A 13,808-nucleotide genomic window follows, 5' to 3' on the forward strand; every position below is an offset into this window, starting at 1 on the left:
TGGAGGAGCTTGTGGTGACGCAAACTTTGCAGATAGAAGGCATGGAAATCCATGTGGAGGGGAATGGCCCGCGCACGCTGGTCATGCTCCATGGCTGGCCGGACACCCGGCGCGTGTGGGATGGCACGGTGCGGGCAATGTCCGTCATTCACCGCTGCGTGACGCTCACTTTGCCGGGCTTTGAGGTGGGTAGTACTTCGGGTGCCACGCCGGTGCCTACGGTGGACGATATGGTCCGCCGCCTGCAAGCCGTGCTCGATGTGGTGAGCCCGCGCGCACCGGTCACGCTGCTGCTGCACGACTGGGGCTGCATCTTCGGGTACGAGCTGGCCATGCGCCTGCCGCAGCGCGTAGAAGCGGTGGTGGCGGTGGACATTGGCGACTACAACGCGCGGGCCTACACCAGCGTGCTCACACCGGGTCAAAAGTTCTCGGTGTTGGGCTACCAGCTCTGGCTGGCGACTGCCTGGGCCGTGGGCCGCTATCTGCATGGCGGTCTGGCCAATCGCATGACCCGCTGGATGGCGGCCACCCTGCGCTGCCCCATACCTGTCAGCGAGGTGCACTGGCAGATGAACTACCCCTACGCCATGCGCTGGTTCCAACTGCGTGGCGGTTTGAAAACGCAGCAAGTGCAGCTGCAGTGCCCGGTGCTCTATGTGTTCGGGGAGCGCAAGCCCTTCATGTTCCACTCCCCCCGCTGGGTGCACACCCTGCGCGCCTCGGAAGACGGTGCCGCCCACGGCTTGCGCTGCGGGCATTGGGTGATGCTGGAGCAGTCTGAGGCCTTTCATGCGCTGGTGCTGCGTTGGCTCGCGGGGCGCGAGCGCCGCAAGATGGCAAGGCACTAGGCAAACAGCGCTTGAGTGCCAAATTGGCCGCTAGCCCTCGTTTTATCTGCGCGAACAGCTCCTGATTTCATAGCAGATAAGTGGGCTCAGAGCTGGAGCTTGCTGGCGTAGCCGGTCATCTCCAGGTAGCCCCGGCCGACCAGGCGCTGGTTGCTGTCCCACACCTCGCACAGGCCTTCCCAGTAGATGGCGCCGGTGGAGTTGCGGCTGTCGAGCTCCTGGTTGTCCAGCACGGCTTTGACGGTGTAGAAGTCCGCCGGTGTGCGCACCCGCCACTCCACCGGGTAGCTGGCTTGGCTCAGCGGGCTCGTCCAGCGGCGCAGGGCCTGGAACTGCACCTCGCCCCGGGTGAAAGCGTAGCGCTGGTAGTGGCCCGGCGTGGCGCCGCTCCGGTAGGAGCCGCCGTCCCACATCGCGCGGCCGTCCTTGTCGCGCAGCTGAAAGGCGGTGAGCGCGCTGCCGTCAAACAGGTTGATGCCGATCCAGTCCCAGCCGACAGCTTGCGGGTGCAGCACTTCCTGGCTCCATTCGTGGTCCAGCCAGGCGGTGCTGTCGGCTTGCAGCGTATGCGTCTGGCCTTGCAAACGGATGCTGCCCCGGGCTTGCAGCTGGGGCAGGCTGTAGTAGTAGCTGGCCTGCTTGTCCTCCGGCCCTTTGCGGGAGAGGCCGTCCACCCCTTGTAGCAGCACCGGCTGGCTGGCGTGAAACTGCAGGTCCAGCGCAAAATCGTTGCCCACGATGGTGGCGTGCAAATCCTGGCCCTCGCGCTGCAAGCGCCAGTCGCGCAGGGTGACAGCGGTGTCGGTGCTGCTGGCATGGGCGGTGTCGGCCGGGTTGCGCCCCGGTGCCTCGCCGGACCAGCGGGCCATGCGCTGGTCGTGCCACAGCTTTTTGCCATCCACATCGGTCACCGCCGCGTGGGCAAACACCAGCTGGCGCGCTGCCAGGCGCGATTGCATGCCCTGCGTGGACGCCACCCGGCTGCGGAAAAAAGTGAGCTGAAAGCCCAACAGGCGCGGTGCCTTGCTCGAGGCCGGCACCTGGGCATAGCCGGTGATGTACCACCACTCGGTGTTGAAGTCGTTATGGCTGCCCGCATCGCGCGGAAAGCGCAAGGTGGTGCGGGGCAGGGCGTGCGCCGGTGGTAACACGCCAGCTAGGGCGGGTGCCAGCAGCAGGTGTCGGCGGTGCAAGCCCATCAGCGGCCTACGCCACGCGCCAGCCGTTGGGCAATGGTCAGCGTGGGCTTGCCGGCGTAAGCATCCAGGCGCTGGCCCATGGCCTGTTCCAGCTGGTCCAGCCGCACTTGCGTGGGCGGGTGGGTGCTGAGCTGCAGGCTGAACATAGGGTTGTCCGGCGCTGCGGTGCGCAAGCCTTGCAGCACTGCAACCAGCCCGTAGGGGTCAAAGCCGGCGCGGGCGGCCAGGGTCACGCCCACGCGGTCGGCCTCCAGTTCGTCGCTCTGGTCCAAGCCTATGGCGTAAATGTCTTTGCCCAGCATCAGCAGCTGGCCGTGCAGTGCGCCGTTGGTGCGGTCGCTCAGGCGGGCGGCAATCACGCTGGTCAGCAGGCCGGCCTGGGCGCTTTTGCGCATGGCCTTGAGGTGGTGCTTGCCCACCACGTGCTGGATTTCGTGCGCCAGGATGCCGGCCAGCTCGGACTCGTCGTTGAGCGCGTCCAGCAGGCCTTTGGTCACAAACACATAGCCCCCGGGCGCGGCAAAGGCGTTGAAGCCGGCGTCGTCCAGCACGCCAAAGGTCCAGGGCAGGTCAGGCCGGGCGGATTGCAGCGCAATCCAGCGGCCCAGCCGGTTCACATAACGCTGCAGCGCCGGGTTAGCCAGCAGCGGCTTGGCGCCCAGCAGCACGGCGGCGAGCTGCTTGCCCATTTCAATTTCTTTGGGCTCGTCGATTTGCTCAATCGACTGGCTCAGCAGGCCCGCCAGGTCCGCAGGCTGGGCGCTGGAGGCATTCGTGCTCACAGCAGGTGCCGCGCTGCCTTGTTTGAGCAAGTTTTGAAACAGGTTGCCCAGCGCTTTGCCGGGGTCTTGGGCATGGGCGGCGGGCAGGCAGCAGAGCACGGTGAGCGCTGCGGCGCAGACGGCGCGCAGGACGGCATGGCGTGGGGTGGCGTGGTGGGCCATGGCGTGGAGTTGGTGGCGCATCAATTGTTGCTCTCCATGCGGCGGCCGGCCGGCCCGGCGGGTGGGGCCGGGGGCGCGGGGACGGGTAGCGGCTCTACCGTGTGGGCCTGCAAGGCGGCGCTGCTTGCAAAGCTGCGGGCTTGGGTTGCGTCCTGACGCTGGGCTTCCATTTGCGCCAAAGCGGCGGTGTTGGGCTGGGCGTTGGCAATGTCTTCAGCGCCCAGGCCACGGATGCCTACGGTGGCGGTGGGCGTGTTGTTGGTGCTGGCGGGGCTGCGGCCAAACAGGCTGCTCAGTCCCCGTAGCGCGCCGGTAGCCGTGGCGGCCAGGCTGCTTTGTTCGGTGGGGCTGTTCACGTCAAACAGGTGTACCCAGCCGGTGCTGCCATTGGCGAGCTTGACTTGCAGGTAGGGCCCTTGGCGAGCCGGCAGGCGGGTGAGGGCGGTTTGTGCGGGCAAGGTGGCTAGCGTCCCGGCGGTGTCAGCCGGTGCGTCGCGCAGGGGGCTGGGCCGCTTGGTCACCAGGGCATCGCTCTGGGCCCAAGCCAGCGGTGCGGCACCCAAGGCCAGTGCCATGACCAGGCTGCGAAAAAATGGGGTGTGGGGCATGGCGGCATTGTCCGGCAAGCAGCGGACCACGGCAATCAGTCCGGATGGGCCTGCGTCTCGGGGTCGGGCACCTCGCCAATCGCCGTGCGGGTGATGGCTGCCTGCGCGAGCAACCAATCGCAAAAGGCCTGTATCTCCGGGCGGCCGCTGTTGCGCGCGCCCACCAGCAGCCAGTAGACCATGGGCGTGTCGATGCGCCCGCCGGGCAGCACCTCCACCAAGTCCCCGCTGGCCAGGCTGTCGGCCACCAGGGGCATGCGGGCCAGGGCAATGCCCTGGCCGGTGAGGGCGGCTTGGGCAATCTGGTGGGCGTAGTTGAAATACATCCAGCGCTTGGGTTCCAGGCGCGGTTGCTGGTTGATCTCTAGCCAGCGGCGCCAGGTGAGCCACTCCAGGTTTTGCACGCGGTGGGTGTCGCTGGCTTCCAGCAGCGCGAAGCGGGCCAAGTCGGCGGCTTTGCGCAAGGGCGCGCCGCTTTTGAGCAGCCAGGGGCTGGCCACCGGCGTGAGCTGCTCGCCAAACAGGCGCACCGCATCTGTGCTCACATTGCCGGGCTGGGTGTAGCGGATGGCCAAGTCCACATCGCTGGTGTCCAGGTCCACCGGGTTGTCGGTGGCGTCGATGCGGATGTCGATGTCCGGGTACTCGGCCTGAAAGGCTTCCAGCCGGGGGATCAGCCACATCGAGGCGAACGACGCCCAGGTGGAAATGGCCACACTTTTGCGCCCCGCCGTGCGCCGGATTTGTCGCACCGCCGAGTCAATGCGCTCCAGCGAGGGTACCGCCGCACGCAACAATTGCCCGCCCGCCCCGGTGAGCTCTACCGCGCGGGTGTGGCGCAAAAACAAGGGCACGCCCACCTCTTCCTCCAGTGCCTGAATCTGCCGGCTCACCGCGCTTTGCGTCAAGGCCAGTTCCTCGGCCGCCGCCCGGAAATTGAGGTGGCGGGCCACCGCCTCCAGCGCACGCAAGTGGCCTACGGCAATCGGGCGGGTGCGCAGACGGATTTCGGTGTTCGGGGCAATGGCGTCAGACATGGTGCTGGAGCGGGCTAGGGTGATTGATGCGTGATCGGAATGAATAGCATAGCCCGATTTCATTGGACGGTGAAGGGGCACCGGGCGGATCATTCGTTGGCCCATCCACACTTTTCAAGGAGTTTTCCATGTCATCGCTAAGCCCATCCACCAGCCCTTTGTCTACTTGGTCCTTGCCGCAAGGTCAGGCCGTCACGATCAAGCCGCGCACGGCGGGTGTGCTGCGGGTGGTGAGTGGCCGGGCCTGGGCGACGCTGGATGTGTCGCGCCACACCCCGCTCACCGAGACCGGGGACCACTTTGTGGCCCTGGGCCATGACTTGCGACTGCGCGCCGGGCAGCGCGTGGTGGTGGAGGCGTGGGCGTACAAAGGGCAAGATGGCATTCAACTCGAATGGGTGCCGCAGCCCGAGAACTGCATGGCCACGCGCTGGCAGGCCAATGTGGTGCAGCCGCTGCGCGACATTGGCCACGGCTTGGCCTTGGTGGTGCGCGCCATGGGGCGCTTGCTCGCGGGCTTGGCAGGCTATGCCGAGTTATTGACGGCAGGCCGGGGCAAGGTGCTGCGCGGGTTGGAGTCCAACGCGCCTTGATTCTTTTTCAGGTGCTCTGCCGCACCTGCAGGGCATAGCCCAGGTTCACGGCGGGCGCAGGAATGCGGTCGCCGTGCATCAATGCAATTAGCATCTGCGCGGCCGCATGGCCGATTTCTGCGCGCGGGGTGCGCACCGTGGTCAAGGGCGGCACCATCTGGTCGCTGCCGGTCAGATCATTGAAGCCCGCAATCGCGACCCGCTCCGGCACGGCCACGCCCATGCGCATGGCGGCCAGCAGGGCGCCTTGCGCGAGGTCGTCATTGCAAAAAAAGATGGCGTCCACCGGCGGCGTCTGCCCCATGATTTGTTCAAACATGCGGGCACCCAGGCCTAGCGACGAGGGCGCCGGGTTCAGCCACTCCAGCACCTCGTCATGCAGCCCGGCGTCTTGCAGGGCGCTGCGCCAGCCATCCAACCGCTGCAGGGTGCGCGGGTCCAGCTGGGCTGCGGCAAACGCAATGCGGCGGTAGCCGCGGTCCAGCAGGTGGCGGGTCATGTCCCGCCCGGCGTCTTTTTGCGAAAAGCCCACGCAGTGGGCGCCTTCGGGGGCGTCGGCCGTCATCAGGTGCACGCAGGGCACGCCGCTTTGGGCGATGAGCTGGCGGGTGCTGTCATGCCGCTCCAGCCCGGTGACCACCAACCCGGCGGGGCGGTGCAGCAGTTGCTCGCGCAACAGGCTTTCCTCTTCGCTGGGGTCGTAGTGGGTGATGCCGATCAGGGTTTGAAAACCCGCATGCCGCAGGGATTGTTGCAAGGCCTCCAGCAGATCCACAAACAAGGCGTTGGACAGCATCGGAATCAGCACCGCCACATGGCTGCTCTGCCCGGAGGCCAGAGCCCGCGCTGCCGGGTTGGGCACGTAGCCCAAGGTGTCGGCCGCTGCACGCACTTTGGCCACCAGCTCCGGTGCCACGGCGCGCTCCCCCCGCAGGGCGCGGGACACCGTGATCGGGCTCACGCCCGCCAACTGGGCCACATCGGACAAGGTGACGCGGCCGGTAGCGCGGGGCCGGAGTGGGTGGTTCATGGACTAGGGAAACTACTGAAAGGGTTTTGCAAATCTTCTCATAGGATAGCGCTATCCAAAGACGGTGTACCAAGGTACTAACCCGCATCGTCTGACTGCGCTGCATGAAACTGCGTTTGGCGGGCATGCTGCATTTTTTTTGAAATAGTTTGGATAGCGCTATCCAAAAAGAAAGCTATGAAATCGATTGTGATCATGGGGGTGGCGGGCTGTGGCAAATCCAGCGTCGGCGCGCGCGTGGCTGAAGCCACCGGCATGCCGCTGGTAGAGGGCGATGACCACCACAGCGCCGCCAACCGCAGCAAGATGCAGCAAGGCATTGCCCTGACCGACGCCGACCGCGAGGGCTGGCTGGCCACCTTGGGCGAGCAAATCCGCCGGCATCCGCAGGGTGCAGTGGTGACCTGCTCCGCGCTCAAACGCAGTTACCGCGAGCGCCTGCGCACGGCCGAGCCGGGTTTGCTGTTTGTGTTTTTGGAAATCACCCAGGCCGAGGCCCAGGCGCGCGTTACGGCGCGGGCGGCCAGCCACTTTTTTTCGACCAGCCTGGTGGACAACCAGTTCGCCACCTTGCAGCCCCCTGTGGGTGAGGCCGGCGTTCTGACGCTGGATGCCACCCTGCCGCTGGATGCATTGCAAGCCACCATTACCGAATGGCTGGCGACTTTTGAGGAGACTTTATGAGCACCCCCCACGCTGCGCCGGACCAATCGGCGCGCACCAGCGGATTTGTCCGCACCACCAATGTGCTGATGGCGATTTGCCTCGGGGTCATGGCCCTGTCGGTGTTTGTGAATGTGGTGCTGCGCTACGGCTTTGGCAGCGGCGTGGCCGCTAGCGAAGAGCTTTCGCGTTTGCTGTTCGTCTGGATGGTCTTCATCGGCGCCACGGCGGCCTACCCGGCCGGTGAGCACATGGCGTTTACCAGCCTGGTCGGCTTGTTGCAGCGCCACCCGCTGGCCTTGACGCTGGTCACCGCGCTCATCCGCGTGCTGGTGTTGCTGGCCTGTGTGCTGCTGGGCCGGGGGGCCTGGCAGCAAATTGTGGTGGGGCTGGACAGCTACTCGGTCGTGCTGGCCTATCCCACGGCGCTGTTGCCGCTGCCCGCTTTCTTGTGCTCCTTGTCCATCGGTGCGATGGCCTTGTGGGAGCTGATTCAACGCGCCCCGCTGGACCTGGGCCATACCGCCGAAGTGGAATAAGACCATGAGCAACGAAGGACTCGCATTCATTGTTTTCTCGTTGGGCATGCTGATCCTCATGGGCATCGGCATGAACATGGGCCTGGCCCTGGTGCTCACCGGTGCCGGCATGGCCTGGGTGCTGGATTTTTGGGACACCCAGTTGCTGGCCCAAAACCTGGTGGCCGGGGTGGACAGCTTCCCGCTGTTGGCCGTGCCCTTTTTCATACTGGCCGGTGAGCTGATGAACAGCGGCGGCATCAGCCGGCGCATCATCACCATGGCGCAGGCCTGGGTGGGCCACATCCGTGGCGGGCTGGGCTATGTGGCCATTGGCGCAGCGGTGCTCATGGCGAGCATGAGCGGTTCGGCCCTGGCGGATACGGCGGCACTGGCCACCATCCTCATGCCCATGATGCGCCAGCAGGGCTACCCCATGCATACCTCGGCCGGCCTGCTGGCCTCGGGTGGCATCATCGCGCCCATCATTCCGCCCAGCATGCCGTTTGTGATTTATGGGGTGACCACCAACACGTCCATTTCCGCGCTGTTTCTGTCCGGCATCGTGCCCGGCCTCATCATGGGCGTGGGCCTGATCGTGGCGTGGAAATACGTGTTGCGCGACATGGACCTGCCCGAAGGCAAGCCTTTGCCCCTGCGTGAGCGTTTGCAAGCTACCTTGAAAGCCTTCTGGGCGATGTTGATGCCCATCATCATCATCGGCGGCATGAAAACCGGTGTGTTCACGCCCACCGAAGCGGCTGTGGTTGCCGCGTTTTACGCCCTGGTGGTAGCCTTGTTTGTGCACCGCGAAATGAAGCTGCCCGAGGTCTATGGCGTGCTGGTGCGGGCTGCCAAAACCACGGCCATCGTCATGTTTTTGTGTGCCGGTGCGCAGGTGGCCAGCTACATGATCACGCTGGCCGACTTGCCCAGCACACTTTCCGGCTGGCTGGGCCCTCTGGTAGAAAGCCCGCGCCTCCTGATGCTGGTGATGATGTTGGTGCTCATTCTGGTGGGCACCGCCTTGGACCTCACGCCCACCATCCTGATTTTTGCGCCGGTGATGCTGCCCATTGCCGTCAAGGCGGGCATCGACCCGGTGTACTTCGGCCTGATGTTTGTGCTCAACGGCGCCATCGGCCTCATCACCCCGCCCGTGGGCACGGTGCTCAATGTGGTGGCCGGCGTGGGGCGCTTGCCGCTGCACCGGGTGGTGAAGGGGGTGAACCCCTTCCTTATGACCTACACGCTGATCTTGTTCCTCTTCGTGCTTTTCCCGCAGATCGTGACCGCGCCGGTGGCGTGGATGCGCTGAGCCTCTTTTTCACCTTTCAACCCCACAACGCTTAGGAGACACACCATGAAAGCCTCTACCACCCTGATCCGCCGCGCCGTCCTGGCCGTGGCGGGTGCCGCTGTGTTCAGCGCCGCGCTGCCTGCGCTGGCGCAGGACATCAAACCCCGCCTGATCCGCTTCGGCTACGGCCTCAACGAACAGAGCAACCAGGGCCGCGCGGCCAAGGTGTTTGCCGAGGCGGTGGAAAAAGCCTCCGGCGGCAAGATGAAGGTGCGCGCCATCGGTGCCGCCGCTTTGGGCCCGGACACGCAAATGCAGCAGTCGCTGATCGGCGGCGCGCAGGAAATGATGGTCGGCTCTACCGCCACGCTGGTCGGCATTACCAAAGAAATGGCTTTGTGGGACACGCCGTTTTTGATTAGCAACGCCAAGGAAGCCGATGCCCTGCTGGATGGCCCCGTGGGCGACAAAATCCGCAACAAGCTGCAAGAAAAGGGCTTGGTGGGCTTGGTCTATTGGGAAAACGGCTTCCGCAACCTCACCAACAGCAAGCGCGCCATCAACAAGGTGGAAGATCTGGAAGGCATCAAGCTGCGCGTGATGCAGAACAACGTGTTCCTCAACAGCTTCAAGACCCTGGGCGCCAACGCCGTGCCCATGGCCTTCTCGGAGTTGTTCAGCGCGCTGGAAACCAACACCGTGGACGGGCAGGAAAACCCTTTCAACACCATCTTGTCCAGCAAGTTTTATGAGGTGCAAAAGTACGTGACGGTGACCAACCACGTCTACAGCCCCTGGATTGTGCTGGTGAGCAAGAAGTGGTGGGATCAGCTGTCCAAGGATGAGCAAAAGATCTTGAGCGACGCTGCCAAGCTGAGCCGCGACTTCGAGCGCAAAGACACCCGCGACGAAGCCGCCAAGGCCGTGGCCGATCTCAAGGCCAAGGGCATGCAAATCAACGAGCTTTCACCTGCCGAATCCACCCGCATGCGCGACAAGCTGACCCGGGTGTATGCCTCGATTGGCGCGGACATCGGCATGGACTTGTGGAACGAAACCCAGGCCGAGCTGAGCAAAATCCGCGGCAAAAAATAAGTGGCTTGCGGGCGATCGCGGCTGTGAAGGCGGGGCTTACCAGTCCTCCTTCACGGCCATCACCGCATCCCGCCCGGCTGCTGCGCGGCCGGAGAGCCAGGCGGTGAGGGTGCCCGCCGCAATCACCGCTGCGCCCAGGGCCGCAAGGCGCCCCCCGGGCAGGGCCAGCTCCATGGTCCAGTGAAAGCTCTGCGGGTTCACCACATGCACCAGCACTACCGCCACCGCCAGGCCCAAGGCTACGCCGGCGAGTGCGCCCAGCGTGGTCCAGGCCGCGCCTTCCAGCGCTACCACCCGCAGTATCTGCCGGCGTGTGAGCCCCAGGTGCACCAGCAGCCCGAACTCCTTGCGCCGCGCCAGCACCTGCGCGCTGAAGCTGGCGGCCACCCCGAAAAGCCCGATGCCAATGGCCACCGCTTGCAGCCAGTAGGTCACGGCAAAGCTGCGGTCAAAAATCTTGAGGCTGGTGGCCCGTATCTCGCGCGCCGAGCCGAACTCCAGCAGCCGGCCCGCCTCGCCACCCGGGGTGTTGGCCAGGCGGTCGGCCAAGGCCCGCATCTGGCTTTGCAATGCGGTGGGGCTGGCGCCGTCTTCCAGCCAGAAGGCCATGTCGTTCACCCGCGTGTCGCGGCTCAGGCGGGCAAAGTCGGCTTGCTCCAGGGTGATGGCGCCGGTTTGGCGGGCATAGTCGCGCCAGATACCTGCTATGAAAAAAGGAGCTTCTCGCGCTTGTTCTGCGGGCGCTAGAGCCTGATTGGGCTTGAAAATGCGCTCAAGCGCCGGAAAAGCCTGCCCCACCCGGGCGCCATACAAGTCCACCACCGCCTCGCTCACATAAACGGCAATCGCTCCCTCGGGCACGGGCGCCACCTCGCCGACCAGCGGCAGGTGGAGCTGGCCACTCTGCGCATCGCGCAGCGGGCGGGCAATCAGCGCCACGGCGGGCTTGGCCGCGTCCAGCGAGACTTGCAGCGTGCGCTGGGTGGTGGCGCGCGCCACGCCGGGCAGTGCGGCTGCTTGCGCCACGAAGGCGGGGTCGAGGTAGGCGGTGTCCAGCGCGCTGCTGCTGACGGCGGTGCGTAGGTAGAGGTCGGCCGGCAGCACCTGGTCCAGCCAGTCCATCACCGAGCCGCGAAAGCTGGCCACCATCACCGTGAGTGCCACGGCCAGGCTCAGGGCCGCGACCACACCGCTCACCGCCACCGCCGCACTCTCGCGCACGCGGCGTGCCCGCTCCACCGCCAGCAGGGGCAGCAAGTGGCGGGTGAGCAGGGGGGCAACGCGGTTTAGCACTGCGCCCACCAGCGCAGGCAGGATCAAGATGCCACCCAGCAGCAGGGCCGCCACGCTCAGGTAGGCGGCCAGCGGCATGTCCCACACCGGGGGCAGCAGGGCCAGCAGGGCGCCCGCCAGCAGCAGTGCGGCGCCGGTGCGCAGCGGCGTGCGGCTACCGCTGTGGTGCCCCAGCCCTTTGAGGGTTTGGGCCGGTGGTAATTGCTGCGCCAGGCGCGCCGGGCCCCAGGCACCCAGCAGGGCCGCCGCAGTGCCCAGTGCCCCGAAAACCAGCGCGGCCCAGGGGCTCCATTGCAAAGCCGGTGTGGCGCCGCTGAAATAGCCCCCGCCCAGGTCGCCGCCCAGCAGGCGCAGGGCCAGGGCTGCCAAGGCGGTGCCCAGCAACAGCCCCAGCGCGCTGCCCAAGGCGCCCAGCACCGTGGCCTCGCACAGCACCAGTTGCAGGCGCTCCCGGCCGGTGAGGCCCAGCACGGCAAGCAGGGCGAATTGCTGGGAGCGGCGCGTCACGCTCAGGGCCAGCACCGAATACACCAGAAACCCGCCGGTAAACAGTGCCACCAGCGCGAGCACCGTCAGGTTCACCCGGTAGGCGCGCGAGAGGTTGCTGATGCGGGCCACTGCATCTCCCGGCTCGCGCAGCGTGGCGCCTGCGGGCCAATCGGCGGCGGCTTGCAGGCGCTGCATCAGCGCTTGGCGGTCTGCGCCCGCGCGCAGCCGCAGGTCCACCCGCGTGATGCGTTCGCCCACGCCAAACAGGTCTTGCGCTGCGGCGATGTCCATCACCGCCAAGGGCGCGCCACCGGCCTGCACGCTGCCCGCCACCCGCACCGTGCTCAGGCGCAAACCGGTTTGCAGTTGCAGGGTGTTGCCCTTCAAGGCCTGGCGCGCTGTGGGGTTCAGGAATACCGTGTCGGGTGCGAAGAAGGCCAGCCGTTCACTGCCCGCGCTGGCGTCGGGCCGGGGCAGCAGCTCCGGGGCCACGGCGGCCACTTGCACGGGGTCCACCCCCACCACCCGCAGCAGCACGCGCGGGGTATCTTGGGGCGCATCGTGGGGTGTATGGGCACCGGGGGCAGGCAGCGTGGGCACCACGTAGGTGCTCAGCTCCAGCACCGGTGCGGCCAGGGCAATGTCCGGGTCCTGCTGCAGCCGGCCCCACAGGGCCAGGGGCACGCCTTCGCTGCTGTTGGCGCTGCGCAGCTCGAGGTCCGGCTGGCCGCCGACCGAGCGCACCGCTTGCGAAAACTCGTCCAGCGCAGAGGCGTTGATCAGGTGCACCGAGAAGGCCAGCGCCACTCCCAGCATCACCGACACCACGGCCGCTGCATTGCGCCACGGGTGCTGCCGCAGCTCCTGCCACGAGAAGCTGCCCAGCAGCGGCCAAAGGGGTTTGCGCAATGACGGGACCATGGGGCGATTGTGCGTCCCCCCGGGGCGCTCGGGTGCCGGCGGCCTACAATCACGGCTTCCACCGGGGGTGCCCTTCACAGGGCTGAGACATACCCCACGAACCTGATCTGGGTCATGCCAGCGTAGGAAGTGTGAGAAGCCTGTTGTCCCCCTGTGGGTGCCGGCTTTTGATGCGGTCCGCGTTGGCGCATTGAAAGAGAGCACACCATGCAACACGGGATTTTTTCGCACCTGAAAACCACTTTGGCCGCCGCCTTGCTGACCGCAGGCCTGGCTACCGCTCACATAGGGGCCCACGCCGCTGACCTGCGCGTGCTCACGCACAGCTCCTTCTCCGTTCCCAAGCCGCTGCTGGCCCAGTTTGAAAAAGACAACGGCGTGAAACTGCGTATTACCAAAGCCGGTGATGCGGGCGAGATGCTGAACAAGCTCATCCTCACCAAAGCCAACCCGATTGCCGATGTGGTCTACGGCATTGACAACGCCCTGGCCCCCAAAGCCCTGGCAGCCGGCGTGCTCGATACCTCCGCTGCCACGGCAGCAGGCCGCAAGCCGGCAGCCGAGTTGCCTGCCCCGCTGGTGCCGGTGGACTACGGCTACGTGACGCTCAACTACGACAAAGCCTGGTTCGCCAAAAACGGCGTAGCCCTGCCCAAAACCCTGGACGACCTGACCCAACCCGCCTACGCCAAATTGCTGGTGGTGCAAAACCCCGCCACCAGCAGCCCCGGCTATGCGTTTTTGCTCTCCACCATCGGCACGCTGGGCGAAGACAAAGCCTTTGACTTCTGGGCCAAGCTGCGCGCCAACGGCCTGAAAGTGGCCAAGGGCTGGACCGAGGCCTACTACACCGAGTTCAGCCAGAACGGCGGCAAGCACCCCTTGGTGGTGAGCTACGCCACCAGCCCGGCGGCCGAGTTGTTTTACAGCAAGACCAAATTGGCCGAGCCGCCAACCGGTTCGCTCAGCCTGCCCGGCGCTGTGTTCCGCCAGGTCGAAGGTGTGGCTTTGGTCAAAGGCGGCCAAGAGCGTGCACTGGCCGATAAGTTCGTGGACTTTTTGCGCTCCGCCCCCGTGCAGAGCGGCATGCAGACGGAGATGTGGATGTACCCCGCAGAGGCCGGTGTCGCCAAGGCTGATGCCTTTAAGTTCGCGCCAGAGCCCACCGCGTTCAGCGCACCCTCGGATACCGACATCGCCGCCAAGGGCGCTGACTGGGTGGCCCGCTGGACCAAGGTGGTGCTGAAGTAAGTTTCAAACGCTGCGG

The 13,808-nt window shown here is 65.9% G+C and carries 13 protein-coding genes and 1 riboswitch; of the genes, 7 read left to right on the plus strand and 6 right to left on the minus strand.

The genetic code is table 11. The annotated features are described in order from the left end of the window. The first annotated feature begins 14 nt into the window (after positions 1–14). Positions 15–851, plus strand: coding sequence for an alpha/beta fold hydrolase (locus FDM28_RS09265; protein ID WP_240791958.1), 837 nt, complete (start codon positions 15–17; stop codon positions 849–851). A gap of 86 nt (positions 852–937) precedes the next feature. Here the strand turns inward: FDM28_RS09265 and FDM28_RS09270 are convergent, their stop codons facing one another. The 4 genes from FDM28_RS09270 to FDM28_RS09285 are packed head-to-tail and all read right to left on the minus strand — an operon-like array spanning position 938 to position 4,639. Continuing rightward, on the minus strand, positions 938–2,050 hold the full coding sequence (locus tag FDM28_RS09270) for a lipocalin-like domain-containing protein (protein WP_138514860.1): 1,113 nt from the start codon (positions 2,048–2,050) through the stop codon (positions 938–940). Beyond that, on the minus strand, positions 2,050–3,015 hold the full coding sequence (locus FDM28_RS09275) for a M48 family metallopeptidase (RefSeq protein ID WP_240791959.1): 966 nt from the start codon (positions 3,013–3,015) through the stop codon (positions 2,050–2,052). The genes FDM28_RS09270 and FDM28_RS09275 overlap by 1 nt, the downstream gene beginning before the upstream one ends. Beyond that, positions 3,015–3,602, minus strand: coding sequence for an SH3 domain-containing protein (locus tag FDM28_RS09280; protein WP_138514861.1), 588 nt, complete (start codon positions 3,600–3,602; stop codon positions 3,015–3,017). The genes FDM28_RS09275 and FDM28_RS09280 overlap by 1 nt, the downstream gene beginning before the upstream one ends. Positions 3,603–3,637: 35 nt before the next feature. Further along, the gene (locus tag FDM28_RS09285; RefSeq protein WP_240791960.1) at positions 3,638–4,639 is read right to left on the minus strand and encodes a LysR substrate-binding domain-containing protein; all 1,002 of its coding nucleotides are present in this window, start codon (positions 4,637–4,639) and stop codon (positions 3,638–3,640) included. A gap of 128 nt (positions 4,640–4,767) precedes the next feature. Between FDM28_RS09285 and FDM28_RS09290 the strand changes: the two genes are divergently transcribed. After that, positions 4,768–5,232: a DUF2917 domain-containing protein gene (locus FDM28_RS09290; RefSeq protein WP_138514863.1), complete on the plus strand. Its 465-nt coding sequence runs from the start codon at positions 4,768–4,770 to the stop codon at positions 5,230–5,232. Between the two features lie 7 nt (positions 5,233–5,239). Here FDM28_RS09290 and gntR read toward each other — a convergent pair whose 3' ends face one another. After that, complete coding sequence (gene gntR / locus FDM28_RS09295) at positions 5,240–6,262, minus strand: HTH-type transcriptional regulator GntR (RefSeq protein WP_138514864.1); 1,023 nt, start codon at positions 6,260–6,262, stop codon at positions 5,240–5,242. A gap of 177 nt (positions 6,263–6,439) precedes the next feature. Here gntR and FDM28_RS09300 point away from each other — a divergent pair, with 177 nt between their 5' ends. From FDM28_RS09300 to FDM28_RS09315, 4 genes are read left to right on the plus strand one after another with little or no spacing between them, the layout of a single operon-like run. Continuing rightward, positions 6,440–6,946, plus strand: coding sequence for a gluconokinase (locus FDM28_RS09300; RefSeq protein ID WP_240791961.1), 507 nt, complete (start codon positions 6,440–6,442; stop codon positions 6,944–6,946). Continuing rightward, entirely contained in the window at positions 6,943–7,464 is a 522-nt protein-coding gene (locus FDM28_RS09305; protein ID WP_138514865.1) for a TRAP transporter small permease subunit, read from the plus strand. Before FDM28_RS09300 ends, FDM28_RS09305 begins: the two co-directional genes overlap by 4 nt. A gap of 4 nt (positions 7,465–7,468) precedes the next feature. Beyond that, positions 7,469–8,761: a TRAP transporter large permease gene (locus tag FDM28_RS09310; protein ID WP_138514866.1), complete on the plus strand. Its 1,293-nt coding sequence runs from the start codon at positions 7,469–7,471 to the stop codon at positions 8,759–8,761. 45 nt (positions 8,762–8,806) lie between these two features. Beyond that, the gene (locus FDM28_RS09315) at positions 8,807–9,838 is read left to right on the plus strand and encodes a TRAP transporter substrate-binding protein (protein ID WP_138514867.1); all 1,032 of its coding nucleotides are present in this window, start codon (positions 8,807–8,809) and stop codon (positions 9,836–9,838) included. Positions 9,839–9,874: 36 nt separating this feature from the next. Here the strand turns inward: FDM28_RS09315 and FDM28_RS09320 are convergent, their stop codons facing one another. Continuing rightward, complete coding sequence (locus FDM28_RS09320; protein WP_138514868.1) at positions 9,875–12,541, minus strand: ABC transporter permease; 2,667 nt, start codon at positions 12,539–12,541, stop codon at positions 9,875–9,877. Between the two features lie 53 nt (positions 12,542–12,594). Then, positions 12,595–12,688: riboswitch (TPP riboswitch) on the plus strand. 60 nt (positions 12,689–12,748) lie between these two features. On the opposite strand from FDM28_RS09320, the gene FDM28_RS09325 reads away from it, so the two are divergent. After that, the gene (locus tag FDM28_RS09325; RefSeq protein ID WP_138514869.1) at positions 12,749–13,792 is read left to right on the plus strand and encodes a thiamine ABC transporter substrate-binding protein; all 1,044 of its coding nucleotides are present in this window, start codon (positions 12,749–12,751) and stop codon (positions 13,790–13,792) included. Positions 13,793–13,808: the final 16 nt, after the last annotated feature.

The organism is Rhodoferax bucti, from assembly GCF_005876985.1.
GTDB lineage: Bacteria > Pseudomonadota > Gammaproteobacteria > Burkholderiales > Burkholderiaceae_C > Allorhodoferax > Allorhodoferax bucti.

Bases quoted from the DNA above. Each gene is read 5' to 3' on its own strand.
- FDM28_RS09270 (WP_138514860.1), bottom strand. From the start codon at position 2,050: ATGGGCTTGCACCGCCGACACCTGCTGCTGGCACCCGCCCTAGCTGGC.
- FDM28_RS09275 (WP_240791959.1), bottom strand. From the start codon at position 3,015: ATGCGCCACCAACTCCACGCCATGGCCCACCACGCCACCCCACGCCAT.
- FDM28_RS09280 (WP_138514861.1), bottom strand. From the start codon at position 3,602: ATGCCCCACACCCCATTTTTTCGCAGCCTGGTCATGGCACTGGCCTTG.
- FDM28_RS09285 (WP_240791960.1), bottom strand. From the start codon at position 4,639: ATGTCTGACGCCATTGCCCCGAACACCGAAATCCGTCTGCGCACCCGC.
- FDM28_RS09290 (WP_138514863.1), top strand. From the start codon at position 4,768: ATGTCATCGCTAAGCCCATCCACCAGCCCTTTGTCTACTTGGTCCTTG.
- gntR (WP_138514864.1), bottom strand. From the start codon at position 6,262: ATGAACCACCCACTCCGGCCCCGCGCTACCGGCCGCGTCACCTTGTCC.
- FDM28_RS09300 (WP_240791961.1), top strand. From the start codon at position 6,440: ATGAAATCGATTGTGATCATGGGGGTGGCGGGCTGTGGCAAATCCAGC.
- FDM28_RS09305 (WP_138514865.1), top strand. From the start codon at position 6,943: ATGAGCACCCCCCACGCTGCGCCGGACCAATCGGCGCGCACCAGCGGA.
- FDM28_RS09310 (WP_138514866.1), top strand. From the start codon at position 7,469: ATGAGCAACGAAGGACTCGCATTCATTGTTTTCTCGTTGGGCATGCTG.
- FDM28_RS09315 (WP_138514867.1), top strand. From the start codon at position 8,807: ATGAAAGCCTCTACCACCCTGATCCGCCGCGCCGTCCTGGCCGTGGCG.
- FDM28_RS09320 (WP_138514868.1), bottom strand. From the start codon at position 12,541: ATGGTCCCGTCATTGCGCAAACCCCTTTGGCCGCTGCTGGGCAGCTTC.
- FDM28_RS09325 (WP_138514869.1), top strand. From the start codon at position 12,749: ATGCAACACGGGATTTTTTCGCACCTGAAAACCACTTTGGCCGCCGCC.